The sequence below is a fragment of the Kingella negevensis genome (assembly GCF_030177895.1).
Classification (GTDB): Bacteria; Pseudomonadota; Gammaproteobacteria; order Burkholderiales; family Neisseriaceae; genus Kingella_C; species Kingella_C negevensis.
In genome coordinates, this window is sequence record NZ_CP123448.1 from 1,568,797 (window position 1) to 1,586,246 (window position 17,450).

Annotated in this window: 28 protein-coding genes; 25 read left to right on the forward strand and 3 right to left on the reverse strand. The window is 43.9% G+C overall.

Features of this window, described 5'->3' with window-relative positions; translation table 11 throughout:
• The first annotated feature begins 50 nt into the window (after nt 1-50).
• Complete coding sequence (locus tag QEO93_RS08605; RefSeq protein WP_085815397.1) at nt 51-2,009, forward strand: bifunctional 2',3'-cyclic-nucleotide 2'-phosphodiesterase/3'-nucleotidase; 1,959 nt, start codon at nt 51-53, stop codon at nt 2,007-2,009.
• Nucleotides 2,010-2,570: 561 nt separating this feature from the next.
• On the opposite strand, the gene lpxB is transcribed toward QEO93_RS08605, so the two are convergent.
• The 3 genes from lpxB to ubiM form a co-directional block, all read right to left on the reverse strand.
• Nucleotides 2,571-3,719, reverse strand: a complete 1,149-nt coding sequence (lpxB, locus tag QEO93_RS08610) for a lipid-A-disaccharide synthase (protein WP_032136384.1) — start codon at nt 3,717-3,719, stop codon at nt 2,571-2,573.
• A gap of 76 nt (nt 3,720-3,795) precedes the next feature.
• Nucleotides 3,796-4,431, reverse strand: a complete 636-nt coding sequence (locus QEO93_RS08615; RefSeq protein WP_032136371.1) for a LysE/ArgO family amino acid transporter — start codon at nt 4,429-4,431, stop codon at nt 3,796-3,798.
• 275 nt (nt 4,432-4,706) lie between these two features.
• Nucleotides 4,707-5,885: a 5-demethoxyubiquinol-8 5-hydroxylase UbiM gene (gene ubiM / locus QEO93_RS08620; RefSeq protein WP_032136369.1), complete on the reverse strand. Its 1,179-nt coding sequence runs from the start codon at nt 5,883-5,885 to the stop codon at nt 4,707-4,709.
• Nucleotides 5,886-6,362: 477 nt separating this feature from the next.
• Here ubiM and rplC point away from each other — a divergent pair, with 477 nt between their 5' ends.
• The 24 genes from rplC (at nt 6,363) to rpsM (ending at nt 17,449) form a co-directional block, all read left to right on the forward strand.
• Nucleotides 6,363-7,010 (forward strand): 50S ribosomal protein L3, encoded by a 648-nt coding sequence (gene rplC / locus QEO93_RS08625; protein ID WP_032136368.1) that lies wholly within the window; start codon nt 6,363-6,365, stop codon nt 7,008-7,010.
• The gene (rplD, locus tag QEO93_RS08630; RefSeq protein ID WP_032136367.1) at nt 7,010-7,630 is read left to right on the forward strand and encodes a 50S ribosomal protein L4; all 621 of its coding nucleotides are present in this window, start codon (nt 7,010-7,012) and stop codon (nt 7,628-7,630) included. Before rplC ends, rplD begins: the two co-directional genes overlap by 1 nt.
• Complete coding sequence (gene rplW / locus QEO93_RS08635) at nt 7,627-7,941, forward strand: 50S ribosomal protein L23 (protein ID WP_019390278.1); 315 nt, start codon at nt 7,627-7,629, stop codon at nt 7,939-7,941. Before rplD ends, rplW begins: the two co-directional genes overlap by 4 nt.
• 2 nt (nt 7,942-7,943) lie before the next feature.
• On the forward strand, nt 7,944-8,777 hold the full coding sequence (gene rplB / locus QEO93_RS08640) for a 50S ribosomal protein L2 (RefSeq protein WP_003788615.1): 834 nt from the start codon (nt 7,944-7,946) through the stop codon (nt 8,775-8,777).
• A 5-nt stretch (nt 8,778-8,782) separates the two neighbouring features.
• Nucleotides 8,783-9,061 (forward strand): 30S ribosomal protein S19, encoded by a 279-nt coding sequence (rpsS, locus tag QEO93_RS08645; RefSeq protein WP_003788612.1) that lies wholly within the window; start codon nt 8,783-8,785, stop codon nt 9,059-9,061.
• Between the two features lie 8 nt (nt 9,062-9,069).
• Nucleotides 9,070-9,399 carry a 50S ribosomal protein L22 gene (rplV, locus tag QEO93_RS08650; RefSeq protein ID WP_002642292.1) on the forward strand — a complete coding sequence of 110 codons (330 nt, stop codon included), beginning with the start codon at nt 9,070-9,072 and terminating at the stop codon, nt 9,397-9,399.
• Between the two features lie 9 nt (nt 9,400-9,408).
• Nucleotides 9,409-10,110 (forward strand): 30S ribosomal protein S3, encoded by a 702-nt coding sequence (gene rpsC, locus QEO93_RS08655; RefSeq protein ID WP_032136366.1) that lies wholly within the window; start codon nt 9,409-9,411, stop codon nt 10,108-10,110.
• The gene (rplP, locus tag QEO93_RS08660; protein WP_032136365.1) at nt 10,094-10,510 is read left to right on the forward strand and encodes a 50S ribosomal protein L16; all 417 of its coding nucleotides are present in this window, start codon (nt 10,094-10,096) and stop codon (nt 10,508-10,510) included. Before rpsC ends, rplP begins: the two co-directional genes overlap by 17 nt.
• Nucleotides 10,510-10,701: a 50S ribosomal protein L29 gene (gene rpmC, locus QEO93_RS08665; protein WP_032136364.1), complete on the forward strand. Its 192-nt coding sequence runs from the start codon at nt 10,510-10,512 to the stop codon at nt 10,699-10,701. Before rplP ends, rpmC begins: the two co-directional genes overlap by 1 nt.
• Nucleotides 10,701-10,964 carry a 30S ribosomal protein S17 gene (gene rpsQ / locus QEO93_RS08670; protein WP_003788600.1) on the forward strand — a complete coding sequence of 88 codons (264 nt, stop codon included), beginning with the start codon at nt 10,701-10,703 and terminating at the stop codon, nt 10,962-10,964. Before rpmC ends, rpsQ begins: the two co-directional genes overlap by 1 nt.
• 259 nt (nt 10,965-11,223) lie before the next feature.
• Nucleotides 11,224-11,592 (forward strand): 50S ribosomal protein L14, encoded by a 369-nt coding sequence (rplN, locus tag QEO93_RS08675; protein WP_002642316.1) that lies wholly within the window; start codon nt 11,224-11,226, stop codon nt 11,590-11,592.
• Nucleotides 11,593-11,610: 18 nt separating this feature from the next.
• Complete coding sequence (gene rplX / locus QEO93_RS08680; protein ID WP_003788597.1) at nt 11,611-11,949, forward strand: 50S ribosomal protein L24; 339 nt, start codon at nt 11,611-11,613, stop codon at nt 11,947-11,949.
• Nucleotides 11,950-11,952: 3 nt separating this feature from the next.
• Entirely contained in the window at nt 11,953-12,492 is a 540-nt protein-coding gene (gene rplE / locus QEO93_RS08685) for a 50S ribosomal protein L5 (protein WP_002642314.1), read from the forward strand.
• Nucleotides 12,493-12,494: 2 nt separating this feature from the next.
• Nucleotides 12,495-12,800, forward strand: coding sequence for a 30S ribosomal protein S14 (gene rpsN / locus QEO93_RS08690; RefSeq protein WP_003788595.1), 306 nt, complete (start codon nt 12,495-12,497; stop codon nt 12,798-12,800).
• Nucleotides 12,801-12,814: 14 nt separating this feature from the next.
• Nucleotides 12,815-13,207: a 30S ribosomal protein S8 gene (gene rpsH / locus QEO93_RS08695; protein ID WP_003791984.1), complete on the forward strand. Its 393-nt coding sequence runs from the start codon at nt 12,815-12,817 to the stop codon at nt 13,205-13,207.
• A gap of 17 nt (nt 13,208-13,224) precedes the next feature.
• Nucleotides 13,225-13,758, forward strand: a complete 534-nt coding sequence (rplF, locus tag QEO93_RS08700) for a 50S ribosomal protein L6 (protein ID WP_019390269.1) — start codon at nt 13,225-13,227, stop codon at nt 13,756-13,758.
• A 14-nt stretch (nt 13,759-13,772) separates the two neighbouring features.
• Nucleotides 13,773-14,126, forward strand: a complete 354-nt coding sequence (gene rplR, locus QEO93_RS08705; RefSeq protein WP_003788589.1) for a 50S ribosomal protein L18 — start codon at nt 13,773-13,775, stop codon at nt 14,124-14,126.
• A 20-nt stretch (nt 14,127-14,146) separates the two neighbouring features.
• Entirely contained in the window at nt 14,147-14,665 is a 519-nt protein-coding gene (rpsE, locus tag QEO93_RS08710; RefSeq protein WP_003788587.1) for a 30S ribosomal protein S5, read from the forward strand.
• Entirely contained in the window at nt 14,658-14,843 is a 186-nt protein-coding gene (rpmD, locus tag QEO93_RS08715; RefSeq protein ID WP_003788583.1) for a 50S ribosomal protein L30, read from the forward strand. The genes rpsE and rpmD overlap by 8 nt, the downstream gene beginning before the upstream one ends.
• Nucleotide 14,844: 1 nt before the next feature.
• Entirely contained in the window at nt 14,845-15,279 is a 435-nt protein-coding gene (rplO, locus tag QEO93_RS08720) for a 50S ribosomal protein L15 (protein ID WP_032136363.1), read from the forward strand.
• Between the two features lie 11 nt (nt 15,280-15,290).
• A complete protein-coding gene (gene secY, locus QEO93_RS08725) occupies nt 15,291-16,604 on the forward strand; it encodes a preprotein translocase subunit SecY (RefSeq protein ID WP_032136362.1) in 1,314 nt (437 codons plus the stop codon).
• Between the two features lie 7 nt (nt 16,605-16,611).
• Complete coding sequence (gene infA / locus QEO93_RS08730) at nt 16,612-16,830, forward strand: translation initiation factor IF-1 (RefSeq protein ID WP_002642305.1); 219 nt, start codon at nt 16,612-16,614, stop codon at nt 16,828-16,830.
• A gap of 25 nt (nt 16,831-16,855) precedes the next feature.
• Nucleotides 16,856-16,969, forward strand: a complete 114-nt coding sequence (rpmJ, locus tag QEO93_RS08735) for a 50S ribosomal protein L36 (protein WP_002642304.1) — start codon at nt 16,856-16,858, stop codon at nt 16,967-16,969.
• A gap of 117 nt (nt 16,970-17,086) precedes the next feature.
• Nucleotides 17,087-17,449 (forward strand): 30S ribosomal protein S13, encoded by a 363-nt coding sequence (rpsM, locus tag QEO93_RS08740; protein WP_032136361.1) that lies wholly within the window; start codon nt 17,087-17,089, stop codon nt 17,447-17,449.
• The last annotated feature ends 1 nt before the right edge of the window (nt 17,450 follow it).

Consider the following 17,450-nt stretch of genomic DNA (forward strand, 5'->3'; position numbering starts at 1 on the left):
TTTCTGTATGATACGTTCTGTAATTTTTAACACAAACGGAGCAAGTTTCTATGAAAAAAACTGTCTTAACATTTGCATTGAGCGCATTGTTTGCCAACTTTGCTCACGCCGACCAAATCCAGTTCCGCGTGATTGAAACCAGCGACATTCACACAAACTTAACCGATTTCAACTATTACAAAGATAAAGCCGAACCACAATACGGCATTACGCGCACTGCCACGTTAATCCACGCCGCGCGCGCAGAAAATCCGAACAGCATTTATGTGGACAACGGCGACTTAATCCAAGGCGCACCGATTGGTGATTACATGGCTGCCAAAGGTTTGCAAGGCAAAGACAAACACCCGTCTTACGTTGCCTTGGAATACTTGGACGCGACTGCCAGCACTTTGGGCAACCACGAATTTAACTTCGGCTTGGATTTCTTAGACAAAGCCTTGAAAAATACAAAAGTACCCGTTGTGAACGCCAATGTGGTGGACGCGAAAACAGGCAAAAACCGCTTCACGCCATACATCATCAAAACTGTGAAACTGAAAGACACCAACGGCAAAATCCACCGCGTGAAAGTCGGCATTTTGGGTTTGGTAACGCCGCAAATCATGCAATGGGACAAACGCAACTTGGAAGGCAAAGTGCGCGTGAATGACATCGTGGAAACTGCGAAACACTATGTTCCTGAGCTGAAACGCAAAGGCGCAGACGTGGTGATTGTGTTGAACCACAGCGGCTTGGGCGACGCGAAAGACAATTACAAAACAGGTCAAGAAAACACCACGTTTGAGTTGAGCAAAATCGCTGGCGTGGACGCGGTGGCGTTTGGACACTCACACGCGCAGTTCCCTGGTAAAGATTTCGCCAATCTGTCTTCAGAAATCGACATCAATAAAGGCACAATTCACGGCGTAGCTTCAACCATGCCAGGACAATTCGGTAGCCATGTTGGCGTGATGGATTTAACGCTGGATAACTCGTCAGGCAAATGGAAAACCGTAAGCAGCAAAGCGCAATTACGCGCGATTTATGACGGCGCAGCCAAAAAACCATTGGTGGAAAACGATGAAAAATTGGTTCAACTGATGAAACCGTATCACGATGGCACACGTGAATTTTCTGGCAAACCGATTGGCAAAGCGTCTGAAGATATGTTCAGCTTCTTAACTTTGGTGCAAGACGACCCAACCATGCAAATTGTGAGCCAAGCGCAAACGGATTATGTGCAAAAAGTCTTCCGAAATGACGCGAAATATAAAGATTTGCCTGTGTTGAGCGCGGTTGCACCGTTTAAAGCTGGCGGTCGCAAAAATGACCCGAATGCGTACACTGAAGTTCGCAAAGGCGAATTGAGTTTCCGCAATGCGGCGGATTTGTATGTTTACCCGAATACTTTGTATGCGGTGAAAGTTTCAGGCAGCGAATTGCGCGAATGGCTGGAATGTTCCGCAGGCATGTATAACCGCATTGACCCAAACAGCACGCAACCGCAAGCCTTGCTGAATTGGGACGGTTTCCGCACTTATAATTTTGACGTGATTGATGGCGTGAATTATGAAGTGGACGTTACGCAACCTGCGCGTTATGACGGTTCGTGCAAATTGGTAAATGCGAACAGCCATCGCATTAACAAATTGACGTATCAAGGCAAACCTGTGGCGGAGAACGCTGAATTTATTGTGGCGACAAACAATTATCGCGCGACTGGCGGTAGCTTTGCTGGCACGGGCGATAAACACATTGTTTATGTTGCGCCTGATGAAAACCGTCAAGTGTTGGCAAACTATATTAGCGAATACAGCAAACAGCACGGCGTAATCAATCCAAGCGCGGACAATAACTGGACGTTTGCGCCGATTGCGAACCCTAATTTGAACGTGTATTTTGAAACGGCAAATAGCGACACGGCGCGTGAGTTTATTAAGGCGAAAGCGGTTCGTCCTTATACGTTTGAGCGCGTTGATGATGCTGGGTTTGCGGTTTATAAGATTGATTTGAGCGGGAAGAAATAATTAACGCAGCCTGAAAAAACGCGATTGAGTTTTTTGTGAACTCAATCGCGTTTTTTTGGTTTTCAGGCTGCGTTTCAGGAGACGATAAAAAGTACACAGTTGTAGGGTGCGCCCCACGCACCAAAATATTCAGGCAGCCTGAAATCTTGATTTGATTTAAGAAATGGTGCGCGGGGCACACCCTACGTAAAACTTGCTGTGTACTGAAATGCAGCCTGAAAACGTTTTCCTTTACAAACGATAGCTATACCCTACATTAAACAAAACAGGGCGTTTGTTGTGGCGTTGTCTGATACATAAATGGCATCGCCTGCAGACCACTCGTCGCTTTCTTTAAAGGGTTTAATTTAATGATTTTGCGGATAGTTGCGATTCGGCAGCCCTGCGCATTATTGCAAGCAACATCAGTCGCATACGCAGGTGCAGCGAAGACCATAGCCAATGTTATGGGTAATGTTTTCAATAAAGTTTTAGGTAGGTTTTTTCATCGTATAAAGTCCTATATTTAATTACAACAAACACGAAAGGCAGCCTGAAAATGATTTTTAGGCTGCCTTCAAACTATCGCGCTTCCGCCAACACAGCGTCTGCTGCTAATTTATCGGTATCCAATTTCAGCATTTCGTGCAATTTCACAAAATCCGCTTCCAGTTCCGCCACTTTTTCAGGCTGCCGATACCAGTCCAACATCGCTTCCGCCAATTTCTCCGGCGTAGCATCTTTTTGTAGCAATTCAGGCACGGCAGATTTGTTCAACAAAATATTGGGCAGACCAACGTGTTCCACTTGAATTTTGTGTTTCACAATCCAATAAGTGAGCGGTGCGATTTTGTAGCTGATGACCATCGGGCGTTTGCACAAAGCCACTTCCAACGTTGCTGTGCCACTGGTTACCAACACTACATCAGCCGCAGTGCAAGCCCACGCGGTGTGCGATGATTGCAAACGCAACGGCAGTTTTTCAAATTCAGGCTGCGATAAATGGTGTTGCAAACGCTCACGCGCAATCGCGGTGGGATAAGGCGAAATAAATTGCGCGTTAGGCAATTCACGCAAAATCAGTTGCGCGGCGCGGAAATAAATCGGTGCCATGTTGTCGATTTCAGCAACTTGGCTGCCTGCTAAAATAACAAAAATGGGCGTGTCTGCGTCCAATTTCAAACGTTCACGCGCGGCGGCTTTGTCGGCAATCATGGGTAGCGCTTGCGCCAACGGATGTCCAACAAATAGGGCGCGTCCGCCTGCGGCTTCGTAGAGCGGTGCTTCCATGGGAAACAAGCACAACACTTGGTTCACTTGTTTGACGATTTTGTTCACGCGCTCGCGTTTCCATGCCCACACGGACGGGGAAACGTAGTGTAGCGTGGGAATGTAGGCGGCTTTGAGTTGCTCTGCCACGCCAAGATTGAAATCGGGTGCGTCTATACCAATGAAAACGTTGGGGCGAATGTTTTTCAGTTGCGCGACCAATTCGCGGCGAATTTTGAGAATTTCGGGTAGACGTTTAATCACTTCTGCATAACCGCGCACGGCTAGACGTTCTTGGTCAAACAGGCTTTGGCAGCCTGCGGCTATCATGCGAGGGCCGCCGATGCCGATGAATTGGGCATCTGGGCGTTGTTTTTTGATGGCTTCGATGAGGTGTGCGCCGAGTAAATCACCAGAGGCTTCGCCTGCGCATAGGGCGATGGTTAGGGGTTTGTTGGACATTTTTTTTGAGTGTTTGGTTTGTTTGCAAATTGGGCGTGATTGTATCGTGAAATGGGGTTTCAGGCTGCGTTTTGTATTATGCAACGACCCAATCATAAAAATATTTAAACAACCCAAACGCAAGCCACCACATGCCAATCCCGATAAGCGTTTCCAACACTTTCCAAGCGCGTGGATTGGCGAAAATCGGGCGGAGCAATCGCGCCCCGTAGCTCAGTCCAAAAAACCAAATAAATGATGCGGACAATGCGCCAATCAAAAACCAAATTTTGTCGGCAAACGTGAGCGTGGCAGCGATTCCGCCCACGAGCATAATCGTGTCAATGTAAACGTGTGGATTGAGCAGCGTTACAGCGAGCGTGCCTAAAATGGCTTTTTTCAGGCTGCTTTGTGGGGCGTTTTCTGCGTCTGCGACCAATGTGGCTTGGTTTGGGGATAACGCGGAACGAAATGAGTTCAGTCCATACCAAAATAGGAATAAGCCACCGCCGAGTGAAAGCAGGGCGGATAAAACGGGGCTTTGGCTCAATAGGTTGCCCATGCCCAAAATGCCTGCGCTAATAAGTACAAAATCGCATAAAAAACAAGTGAGTGCGACAAAGAAGATGTGTTGGCGTAGCAAGCCTTGTTTTAATACATAAGCATTTTGTGCGCCGATTGCCATGATTAAGCCGCCTGATACGGCAAAGCCTTTGATGATTGTGGATAACATTGTGTATAACCTTTGGAAATGTGGTGTATAAGGCAGCCTGAAAACTACTTGGTAGGGATAGGGTTTATCCCTGTCCTTGCGGTTTTTAAGAAACTTGTAGGCTGGGTTATAACCCAGCGATTTTCAGGCTGCAAAATTTGCTGGGTCGCGACCCAGTCTACGGGGTTTCTGAATATTGTCAAAATGTCAGGCATGAATGCACCGACCTACAAGTTTGTTATCAAAAAAAGCAGCCTGAAAGTATTTTCAGGCTGCCAATAGTTTATAGCGATGAATTAACCTGTTAATTGTTTGCTAATCAGTTTTTTCAACGGTGGCAAATTGTTGCTCACACGCAACGCTACACCGCGCAACAATTTAGCTGGCGCAGAATCAGTTGTGAAAAACGTAACCATCGCATTTGTGCCGTGATAAAGCGGACGAGTGTGAAGCTGGTGTTTGAAGTTGTAAGATTCAAGCAAGTCTTTTGCCGCGATGTCTTTGCCACTTTGCTGCGCTTTCAAAATCAATTTAGACAGGGTTTCTGTGCTTTCCAAGCCCAAGTTCCAACCGTGCGCGGTAACAGGGTGCATGCCCACAGCAGCGTCACCAATCAAGGCGCAACGTGTGCCGTAGAACGTGCTGGCGTGTGCGCCAACCAATGGATAGCTGTGAACCGTGCCTGCGATTTCCATTTCACCCAAGCGGTTGTTCAGCATTTTTTGCGCTTCTTTGGCGAGCTGTTCAGGCTGCAAATCCAGTAATTCGTGCGCTTTAGTGTTGGTAATTGTGATGACGCAGTTGGTCAAATGCTCTTCCAATGGCAACAAGGCAAGCGTGCGGCCATATAAGAAACATTCGCTGGCGGTGTGTTGGTTGGACAGCGTGTGTTTGGTGCGGAACACAATCACGGTGCGACCGAAGTCGTGCATATCCGCAGCGATGCCTAATTGACGGCGCGTATTGGAAAAACGGCTGTCGGCAGCAATCAATAAACGCGCGGTAATCGTGTCGCCATTTTCTAGCTCAACTAAGGCGCGTTGTTCGTTGGTTTCAACGTGTTTCACGCCGATGTCGCAGAGCAATTTCACGTTGCTGCATTCGACAACTTCTTCGTATGCGGCGCGGCGAATGTTGTGGTTGGAAATCAAATAACCCAAGCGGTCAGTTTTGCCACCACGCGCTTGAGTGGGTTCAGGGAAGTGTAGGGTATAGTCTGACGTGCCGTTGAACACTTTGGCATCGCGTAGGCGGTAAATTTCGTCTTTGGGAATGCGTTGCCACATGCCTAAGTTTTGCATGATTTCGCGCGATAAGTGTGTGAGCGCGATTTCACGTCCATCGTAGGCAGGGGTTTTCAGGCTGTCTTCAGGCGATTTCTCTACGATAGTGATATTCAAGTTGCTGCTTTTTAATTGACGCGCAAACGCTAAACCAGCAGGTCCGCCGCCAACGATGACGATATCTGTATCCATGATGTCTTCTCTCTTTTTGAGTTCCGCTTAATGAAAGCAATAAAAAAGGGCTATTGTACGCTAATGCAGCCTGAAAATGTATGTTTACCTATTTCAATGATTTCATGAAGCCTAAAAACACAATCATATAAAAATAAAAAGCTATCTGTTTTTGTAGATTGATAGATTATTTGTGCATTTAAACTTCAATAGCATCTAAAAATAAGTTAAAACACAGAAAAAAAGAACGCCGTGTCGCACCAAAAGCATCGTAATGCACACGTTAATAAAACTTTCAGGCTGCCTTTGGAAAATAAGGCAGCCTGAAACCGTTTTTTGCAGCCTGAAAATACTTTTTGCGCTTGAAATTAAAAGTTTTTCTTGAAACATAAATGCAAGTTTGCTATAGTTGCGAGCTTAGCATTTTTGCTAAGTCCCTTTTTTGTCCATTCAAGATTGCCCAATCGTAGGTAATCCCTTAATTACAAGGAAATAATCATGACTTTAGGTCTGGTTGGACGCAAAGTTGGTATGACTCGTATTTTCAACGAACAAGGTGCTTCTATCCCTGTTACCGTGTTGGAAATGTCTGCTAACCGCGTTGCCCAAGTAAAATCCAAAGAGACTGACGGCTACACTGCTGTTCAAGTTACATTTGGTGAGAAAAAAGCGAATCGTGTAAACAAAGCTGAAGCTGGTCATTTCGCCAAAGCTGGCATTGAAGCTGGTCGTGGCTTGCACGAATTCCCTGTTTCTGAAGAAAAAGCTGCTGAGCTGAAAGCTGGCGATGTAATTACTGTTGAATTGTTCCAAGCAGGTCAATTGGTAGACATTACTGGCACAAGTAAAGGTAAAGGCTTCTCTGGTACGATTAAACGCCACAACTTCGGCTCACAACGTACTTCTCATGGTAACTCACGTTCGCACCGTGTTCCAGGTTCTATCGGCATGGCACAAGACCCAGGTCGCGTATTCCGTGGTAAACGCATGGCTGGTCAATATGGTAACACTCAATCAACCGTACAACATTTGGAAATCGTACGCGTTGATGTAGAACGCAACTTGTTGTTGGTGAAAGGTGCTGTTCCAGGTGCTGCAAACAGCAACGTAGTTGTTCGCCACAGCGTTAAGAAAGCAGGTGCGTAATGGAATTGAAACTGATTAATGCACAAGGTCAAGTTTCAGGCAGCGTTGCTGGTTCTGATGCCTTGTTTGCTCGTGAATACAATGAAGCTTTGGTTCACCAATTGGTTACGGCTTATTTGGCAAATGCTCGTTCAGGCAACCGTGCTCAAAAAACTCGTGCTGAAGTGAAACATTCAACTAAAAAACCTTGGCGTCAAAAAGGTACAGGTCGTGCGCGTTCTGGTATGACTTCGTCTCCATTGTGGCGTAAAGGTGGTCGCGCATTCCCGAACAAACCTGACGAAAACTTCACTCAAAAAGTGAACCGTAAAATGTACCGTGCTGGTATGGCTACAATTTTGTCTCAATTGGTTCGTGATGAGCGTCTGTTCGTAATCGAAAATTTGTCTGCAGCTACTCCTAAAACCAAAGAATTTGCTGACCAAGTGAAAAATTTGGGTATGGAACAAGTGTTGTTTGTAACTAAACAATTAGACGAAAACGTATACTTGTCTTCACGCAACTTGCCAAACGTATTGGTATTGGAAGCTACTCAAGCTGACCCTTACAGCTTGTTGCGCTACAAAAAAGTTGTGCTGACTAAAGATGCAGTTGCACAGTTAGAGGAGCAATGGGTATGAATCAAGAACGTTTGATGAAAGTGATTTTGGCACCTGTTGTTTCAGAAAAAAGCAATATGCTGGCTGAAAAACGCAACCAAATGGTTTTCAAAGTGCTGAAAGATGCAACTAAAACTGAAATTAAAGCAGCAGTAGAATTGTTGTTTAATGTTCAAGTTGCTTCTGTTACGACTACTACTACTAAAGGTAAAACTAAACGCTTTGGTCGTACTTTGGGTCGTCGCAGCGATGTGAAAAAAGCTTATGTAAGCTTAGTTGCTGGTCAAGAGCTTGATTTGGAAGCAGCTGCAGCCGCTGCAGATAAGGAATAAGCATGGCTATCGTAAAAATGAAACCGACCTCTGCTGGTCGTCGCGGCATGGTTCGCGTCGTAACAGAAGGTTTGTACAAAGGCGCGGCTTATGCTCCTTTGTTGGAAAAGAAAAATTCGACTGCTGGTCGTAACAACAACGGTCATATCACTACTCGCCACAAAGGCGGTGGTCATAAACACCACTACCGTATTGTAGACTTTAAACGTAACAAAGACGGTATTCCTGCAAAAGTAGAACGCATTGAATACGACCCAAACCGTACTGCGCACATCGCCTTGTTGTGCTACGCTGACGGTGAACGTCGTTACATCATTGCTCCACGTGGCATTCAAGCTGGTGCGGTATTGGTGTCAGGTTCTGAAGCAGCGATTAAAGTAGGTAACACTTTGCCTATCCGCAATATCCCAGTTGGTACAACTATTCACTGTATCGAAATGAAACCTGGTAAAGGCGCACAAATTGCACGTTCTGCTGGTGCTTCCGCTGTATTGTTGGCAAAAGAAGGTATCTACGCGCAAGTTCGTTTGCGTTCTGGTGAAGTTCGTCGCATCCACGTTGATTGCCGTGCAACTATCGGTGAAGTGGGCAACGAAGAACAAAGCCTGAAGAAAATTGGTAAAGCAGGTGCGAACCGTTGGCGTGGTATTCGTCCAACAGTACGTGGCGTGGTAATGAACCCTGTAGATCACCCACATGGTGGTGGTGAAGGTCGTACTGGCGAAGCTCGCGAACCAGTTAGCCCATGGGGTACACCTGCTAAAGGTTACCGTACACGTAATAACAAACGTACAGACAATATGATTGTCCGTCGTCGTTACTCTAATAAAGGTTAATTGACATGGCTCGTTCATTGAAAAAAGGTCCATACGTTGACCTGCATTTGCTGAAAAAAGTGGATACAGCTCGTGCCACTAACGACAAACGTCCAATCAAAACATGGTCTCGTCGTTCTACTATTTTGCCTGATTTTATCGGTTTGACTATCGCTGTTCACAATGGTCGTACACACGTACCTGTATTCATCAGCGACAACATGGTTGGTCATAAATTGGGTGAATTCTCATTGACTCGTACCTTTAAAGGTCATTTAGCTGATAAAAAAGCTAAGAAAAAATAAGGTGAAACATGAGAGTATCTGCACAACATAACAACGCACGCATCTCTGCTCAAAAAGCTCGCTTGGTAGCAGACATGATTCGTGGTAAAGACGTTGCCCAAGCTCTGAATATCTTGGCATTCAGCCCTAAAAAAGGCGCGGAATTGATTAAGAAAGTTTTGGAATCTGCTATTGCCAATGCTGAGCACAACAACGGTGCTGACATTGATGAGTTGAAAGTCGTAACGATTTTCGTGGATAAAGGTCCTAGCCTGAAACGCTTCCAAGCTCGTGCAAAAGGTCGCGGCAACCGCATTGAAAAACAAACTTGCCACATCAACGTGGTAGTAGGCAACTAAGGAATAACCATGGGACAAAAAATCCATCCAGTTGGTTTCCGACTGGCTGTCAATAAAGACTGGTCTTCAAAATGGTTTGCAAAAAGCACCGAGTTTGCCGCTGTTTTGAAACAAGACATTGATGTTCGTGAATATTTAGAAAAACGCTTGGCTAATGCTTCTGTTGGTCGCGTTGTGATTGAACGCCCTGCAAAATCTGCTCGCATCACCATTCACACGGCTCGCCCTGGTGTGGTGATTGGTCAAAAAGGTGCAGACATTGAAGTGTTGAAGCGCGATTTGGAAAAATTGCTAGGTGTTGCAGTTCACGTTAATATCGAAGAAATCCGTAAACCAGAATTGGACGCTCAATTGATTGCTGACGGTATCGCTCAACAATTAGAAAAACGTGTTCAATTCCGCCGTGCCATGAAACGCGCTATGCAAAATGCAATGCGCGCTGGTGCAAAAGGTATCAAAATCATGACTTCGGGCCGTTTGAATGGTGCTGATATTGCGCGTAGCGAATGGTATCGTGAAGGTCGTGTGCCATTGCACACATTGCGTGCTGACGTAGATTACGCAACTAGCGAAGCCTTGACTACTTACGGTATCATTGGCTTAAAAGTGTGGGTTTACAAAGGTGAAGCGGGTCAAGTTCAAGTAAAACCTGAACAACGCGAAAACCGTCGTAGTAACAGAAAGGGTGGTCGAAATGCTGCAGCCAACTAGACTGAAATACCGTAAACAACACAAAGGTCGCAATACTGGTATTGCTACTCGTGGTAACACAGTAAGCTTCGGCGATTTTGGTTTAAAAGCCGTAGGTCGTGGTCGTTTGACAGCTCGTCAAATTGAAGCAGCACGTCGTGCCATGACTCGCCACATCAAACGTGGTGGACGCATTTGGATTCGTGTATTCCCTGATAAACCAATTACTGAAAAACCTATCCAAGTTCGTATGGGTGGCGGTAAAGGTAACGTTGAATACTATATCGCTGAAATTCAACCTGGTAAAGTGTTGTATGAAATGGATGGCGTAAACGAATCTTTAGCACGTGAAGCGTTTGCTTTGGCTGCTGCTAAGTTGCCAATTCCAACCACGTTTGTAACTAGACAGGTGGGTAAATAATGAAAGCCAATGAATTGAAAGAAAAATCAGTAGAGCAACTGAATGAAGTTTTGGTTGATTTGCTGAAACAACAATTCGGTCTGCGTATGCAGCACGCTACTGGTCAGTTGGGTAAAACCAGCGAGATTAAGCAAGTGCGCCGCGATATTGCTCGTGTGAAAACTGTCATCGCTGAAAAAGGTAATAAGTAATGAGCACTGAGAAAACCGTTCGTACTTTGCAAGGCAAAGTAGTTAGCGATAAAATGGACAAAACCGTAACCGTTTTGGTTGAACGCAAAGTGAAACACCCTTTGTACGGTAAAATTGTTCGCCGTTCTACTAAAATCCACGCTCATGATGAGCAAAACCAATATGGTATTGGCGACGTGGTGGTGATTGAAGAATCTCGCCCATTGTCTAAAACCAAATCTTGGGTGGTTAAAGAGTTGGTAGAAAAAGCTCGCACTGTGTAATACAGCTGATGTTAAAAAACGAAGTTATTGAAACAATAGCTTCGTTTTTATATTTTCAGGCTGCTTTAGTGCTTGCAAATATGAAATATTTACAGTAGAATTCCTGCTTCTTTCAGCTCTTTTCCAGGGCATCTTCCCTTCGGGGCCAAGACTGGTTTACTAGAACCGATTAGGTTTCAGCCTAGTTCGAATCTCAAAGCAGATGTATCGGGCAGACTGAAAGTGGTAAATTAAGTTGGATTTTTTTAAGGTTATTAACATGATTCAAATGCAGACCATCTTAGATGTGGCTGATAACTCTGGTGCGCGTCGCGTGATGTGTATCAAAGTAATTGGTGGCTCTAAGCGTCGCTACGCAAACGTGGGCGACATCATTAAAGTTGCAGTAAAAGACGCTGCACCTCGTGGGCGCGTTAAAAAGGGTGATGTTTACAATGCTGTTGTGGTTCGTACTGCAAAAGGCATTCGTCGTCCTGATGGCGCACTGATTAAGTTTGATAACAACGCAGCCGTATTGTTGAATAACAAACTTGAGCCTATGGGTACTCGTATTTTCGGTCCAGTAACACGCGAATTGCGTACTGAACGTTTTATGAAAATTGTTTCATTGGCACCCGAAGTGCTATAAGGTATAGGAAGGTTTACAATGAACAAAATTATTAAAGGCGACCAAGTCGTTGTCATTACTGGTAAAGACAAAGGCAAACAAGGTCAAGTGGTTCGCGTGTTGGGCGATAAAGTAATTGTTGAAGGCATTAACGTAGTTAAACGCCACCAAAAACCTAATCCTATGCGCGGTGTTGAAGGTGGTATCATTGTTAAAGAAATGCCATTGGCAATTTCAAACGTGGCTATCTTCAATCCTGAAACGAAAAAAGCAGACCGTGTTGGCATCAAGTTGGTTGAAGGCGAAGGTAAAGTAAAACGTGTTCGCGTATTCAAATCAAACGGTGCAGAAGTTCCTGCTGTAACTCGTGGAGCATAATAAATGGCACGTTTACAAGACTACTATAAAAACACAGTTGTACCTGAATTGATGAAACAATTCGGTTACAAATCAATCATGGAAGTTCCACGCATTGAAAAAATTACTTTGAATATGGGTGTGGGCGAAGCAGTTGCAGATAAAAAAGTAATGGAACACGCTGTTGGCGATTTGCAAAAAATCGCTGGTCAAAAGCCGGTTGTTACCGTTGCGCGTAAATCTATCGCAGGCTTCAAAATCCGTGATAACTATCCAGTAGGTTGCAAAGTAACTTTGCGCCGTGAACGCATGTTTGAATTTTTAGACCGTTTAGTAACCATCGCATTGCCTCGCGTACGCGACTTCCGTGGTGTGAGCGGCAAATCATTTGACGGCAGCGGTAACTACAACATGGGTGTTCGTGAACAAATCATTTTCCCTGAAATTGAATACGATAAAATCGACGCATTGCGCGGTTTGAATATCACTATTACCACTACTGCGAAAACTGACGAAGAAGCGAAAGCTTTGTTGTCATTGTTTAAATTCCCATTTAAAGGTTAATCATGGCTAAGAAAGCACTTATTAATCGTGAAGCAAAGCGTGTTGCTTTGGCTAAAAAATATGCTGCAAAACGCGCAGCTATTTTTGCAGTCATCAATGATGCGAACGCGACAGATGAAGAGCGTTTCGAAGCTCGTCTGAAATTCCAATCGATTCCCCGTAATGCTGCTCCAGTTCGCCAACGTCGTCGTTGTGCTATCACTGGTCGCCCACGTGGTGTGTTCCGCAAATTCGGTTTGGGTCGTATCAAAATCCGTGAAATCGCTATGCGTGGCGCAATTCCGGGTGTTATTAAAGCCTCTTGGTAATAGGAGTATAAAAAATGAGTATGCATGATCCTATTTCCGATATGTTGACCCGTATCCGTAACGCACAACGCTCTAATAAAGTGGCTGTAGCGATGCCTTCTTCAAAATTAAAATGCGCGATTGCGAAAGTTTTGAAAGAAGAGGGTTATATCGAAGATTTTGCTGTATCTACTGATGCAAAACCTGAATTGTCTATCACTTTGAAATACTATTCAGGTCGCCCTGTTATTGAACAGATTAAACGTGTTTCACGCCCAGGTTTGCGTGTTTACAAAGGCTCTGACGAAATCCCTGCTGTGATGAATGGTTTGGGTGTAGCGATTGTAAGCACTTCTAAAGGTGTGATGACTGACCGCAAAGCACGCGCAGCTGGTATCGGTGGCGAGTTGTTGTGTATCGTAGCCTAATTAGGGAGAGTTTTAAGATGTCTCGCGTAGCGAAAAATCCAGTAACTGTTCCTGCTGGCGTAGAAGTAAACTTCGGAACAGACGCATTAACCGTAAAAGGTAAAAATGGTGCGTTGTCTCTGCCTTTGACTGGTGCGGTAAAAGTTGAATTGAACGATGGTCAATTAACTTTTGCACCTGCTGATGAAAGCAAACATGCTAATGCGATGTCTGGTACAGTGCGTGCATTGGTTGCTAACATGGTTAAAGGCGTATCAGAAGGTTTTGAGAAAAAATTACAATTGATTGGCGTGGGTTATCGCGCTCAAGCTCAAGGTAAAACTTTGAACTTGTCTTTAGGTTTCTCTCACCCTGTTGTATACGAAATGCCTGAAGGCGTGAGCGTAGCAACACCTTCTCAAACAGAAATCATTTTGACTGGTGCTGATAAACAAGCTGTCGGTCAAGCTGCTGCTGAAATTCGTGGTTACCGTCCACCTGAGCCTTACAAAGGTAAAGGTGTTCGCTATGTTGGCGAAAACGTAATCATGAAAGAAGCTAAGAAGAAATAATTGAGGCTGTAACCATGAATAAAAAAATCGCAAGATTGCGCCGTGCACGCAAAACCCGTGCGCGTATCGCAGATTTGAAAATGGTGCGTTTGTGCGTATTCCGTACTAACAGCCATATTTATGCTCAAATTATCAGTGCCGAAGGCGATAAAGTATTGGCTGCTGCCTCTACTGTGGAAGCTGAAGTTCGTGGCAGCCTGAAATCAGGTGGCAACGTTGAAGCAGCAACTGTGGTAGGTAAACGCATCGCAGAAAAAGCTAAAGCTGCTGGCATTGAAAAAGTGGCTTTTGACCGTTCAGGTTTTCAATATCACGGTCGCGTGAAGGCTTTGGCTGAAGCTGCTCGTGAAAACGGCTTGAGCTTCTAAGAAAGATTTTGGAGACCAAAATGGCAAAACATGAAACAGAAGAACGCGGCGATGGCTTGATTGAAAAGATGGTTGCCGTAAACCGCGTAACCAAAGTGGTTAAAGGCGGTCGCATTATGGCGTTCTCGGCTTTGACTGTAGTAGGTGATGGCGATGGTCGCATTGGTATGGGTAAAGGTAAGTCTCGTGAAGTACCTGTAGCCGTACAAAAAGCAATGGACCAAGCACGTCGCAATATGATTAAAGTACCTTTGAAAAATGGTACGATTCATCACGAAGTAATTGGTAAACATGGCGCAACTCGCGTATTCATGCAGCCTGCAAAAGAAGGTAGCGGTGTGAAAGCGGGTGGTCCAATGCGTTTAGTATTTGATGCGTTGGGTGTTCACAATATTTCTGCAAAAGTACACGGTTCAACCAATCCTTATAACATCGTTCGTGCAACTTTAGACGGTTTGTCAAAATTGTACACTCCTGCGGAAATCGCTGCAAAACGTGGCTTGACCGTAGAAGAAATTTTGGGAGCGAACAATGACTGAGCAAAAAAAGATTAAAGTAACTTTGGCAAAAAGTTTAATCGGTACCATTGAATCACATCGTGCTTGTGCGCGTGGTTTGGGCTTGCGTCGTCGTGAGCATACTGTTGAAGTATTGGACACCCCTGCAAACCGTGGCATGATTAACAAAATCAGCTACTTGTTGAAAGTGGAGTATTAATATGTTTTTGAACACTATTCAGCCAGCTGAAGGTGCTACGCACGCTCAACGCCGTGTTGGCCGTGGTATCGGTAGTGGTTTGGGTAAAACTGGTGGTCGTGGTCACAAAGGTCAAAAAAGCCGTGCGGGTGGCTACCATAAAGTAGGCTTTGAAGGCGGTCAAATGCCTTTGCAACGCCGTTTACCTAAACGTGGCTTTAAATCTTTGACAGCTAAATTCAATGCACAGGTTACTTTGAGCGAATTGAATGCCATAGCAGTTGAAGAAATCGATGTATTGACTTTGAAACAAGCTGGTTTAATTGCAGCCAATGCTGAAGTGGTTAAAGTAATCGCTTCAGGCAGCCTGAAAAAAGCAGTTACTTTGAAAGGTATCAAAGCAACTCAAGGTGCGAAAGCTGCGATTGAAGCTGCTGGTGGCAAAGTAGAAGAATAAGGCGATAAATAGTGGCGAATCAACTATCTTCGTCAGGAAAAGTAAAATTGTGGAATAATCCAGATTTAAGGAAGCGTTTCGCTTTTTTGCTTGGTGCATTAATTGTATTTCGAATTGGTGCCCATGTTCCTGTTCCAGGTGTAGATGCAGCCGCCCTAGCTAAGTTATACGAAGGCGTTGCAGGAAGTGGCATTTTGGGAATGTTAAATATGTTCTCAGGAGGTTCTCTTGAACGCTTTAGTATATTTGCTATTGGCATCATGCCTTATATTTCAGCATCTATTATTATTCAACTTGCTTCAGAAATTGTTCCTTCATTAAAGGCATTAAAGAAAGATGGCGAGTCTGGTCGTAAAACTATTACGAAATATACTAGGATAGCAACTGTCTTTTTAGCAGCAGCACAGAGTTTTGGAGTAGCAAGTTTTGTTTCTCATCAAAACGTTGTGGTTGTTAGCCAGTTTGAATTTTTCACATCTACTATTTTTTGTTTGGTAGGTGGGACTATGTTCTTAATGTGGCTTGGAGAGCAAATCACTGAACGCGGTATTGGTAATGGAATTTCATTATTAATTTCTGCTGGAATTATTGCAGGTGTGCCATCTAGTATTATTCAACTTTGGACTCTAGTAAACCAAAATGCAATTAGCCCTTTAGTTGCTATTAGTTTAGCTGTCGGTATTTTATTACTTACTTATTTAGTTGTGTACTTTGAGAGTGGCTTACGCAAAGTGCCAATTCAATATGCTAAACGTCAGATTTTGCAAAATCAGAATACTCATCTGCCATTTAAACTAAATATGGCAGGTGTAATTCCTCCAATTTTTGCGTCTAGTATCATTACGTTTCCCGCTATGTTCATGGGTTGGTTAGGTAATAGCAATCCTACCGGTTGGGTGAGTAAAGTAATGGCTCAATTACAGCATGGGCAGCCTGTTTATACTATTTTATTTGCATCATCAATTATTTTCTTTTGCTATTTCTATACGGCGTTAGCTTTTAGCCCAAAAGAAATGGCTGAGAATTTGAAAAAAAGTGGTGCATTTATTCCAAGTATAAGACCTGGCGAACATACTGCACGTTATTTGGAAAAAGTAGTATTACGGCTTACATTATTTGGAGCATTATATATTACAGTGGTTTGTTTAATTCCAGAATTATTAACAATAACGTTAGGGATTCCTTTTTATTTAGGAGGAACATCTTTATTGATTTTAGTTGTTATTACCATGGATTTTAGTATGCAAATTGCCTCTTACCAAGTAACACAAAAATATGAGTACTTGATTAAACAAAATAACAATAATTTGTTATCTGATAAGTAATAGTAAAATGGCTAAAGAAGATACAATACAGATGCAAGGTGAAATTTTAGAAACTTTACCTAATGCAACATTTAAAATTAAATTAGAAAATGGTCATGAAGTTTTGGGTCACATTTCTGGTAAGATGCGAATGCATTATATTAGAATTTCTCCAGGTGATAAGGTCACTGTAGAAATGACTCCATATGACTTGACTCGTGCTCGAATCGTGTTTAGAGCACGATAATTTTCTCTTCAGTAAGGAAGTAATCATGCGTGTACAACCTTCAGTAAAACCTATTTGCCGCAACTGCAAAGTTATTCGTCGTAACCGTGTTGTTCGCGTCATTTGTACTGACCCTCGTCACAAACAACGTCAAGGTTAATGTAAGAAAGAATAAGAATCAACTAAATAATATTTAGGTGATTCTTATTGCTATTGGTCTTACATTTATTTGATTATTGTGGTATATTGACAAACTTTTGCCCTTTAAGGAAAAAATATGGCTCGTATTGCAGGGGTTAATATCCCAAATAATGCTCATATCGTTATTGGCCTGCAAGCTATTTACGGTATTGGTGCGACTCGTGCTAAGAACATTTGCGAAGTGGCTGGTATTGCACCAGCTACTAAAGTAAAAGATTTGGATGAGTCTCAATTAGATGCTTTACGTGAACAAGTTGCCAAATATGAAGTAGAAGGCGATTTGCGTCGTGAAGTTACAATGAACATCAAACGCTTGATTGACATGGGCTGCTACCGCGGCTTGCGTCATCGTCGTGGTTTACCTTGTCGCGGTCAACGTACTCGTACTAATGCGCGTACTCGTAAAGGTCCACGCAAAGCGATTGCTGGTAAAAAATAAT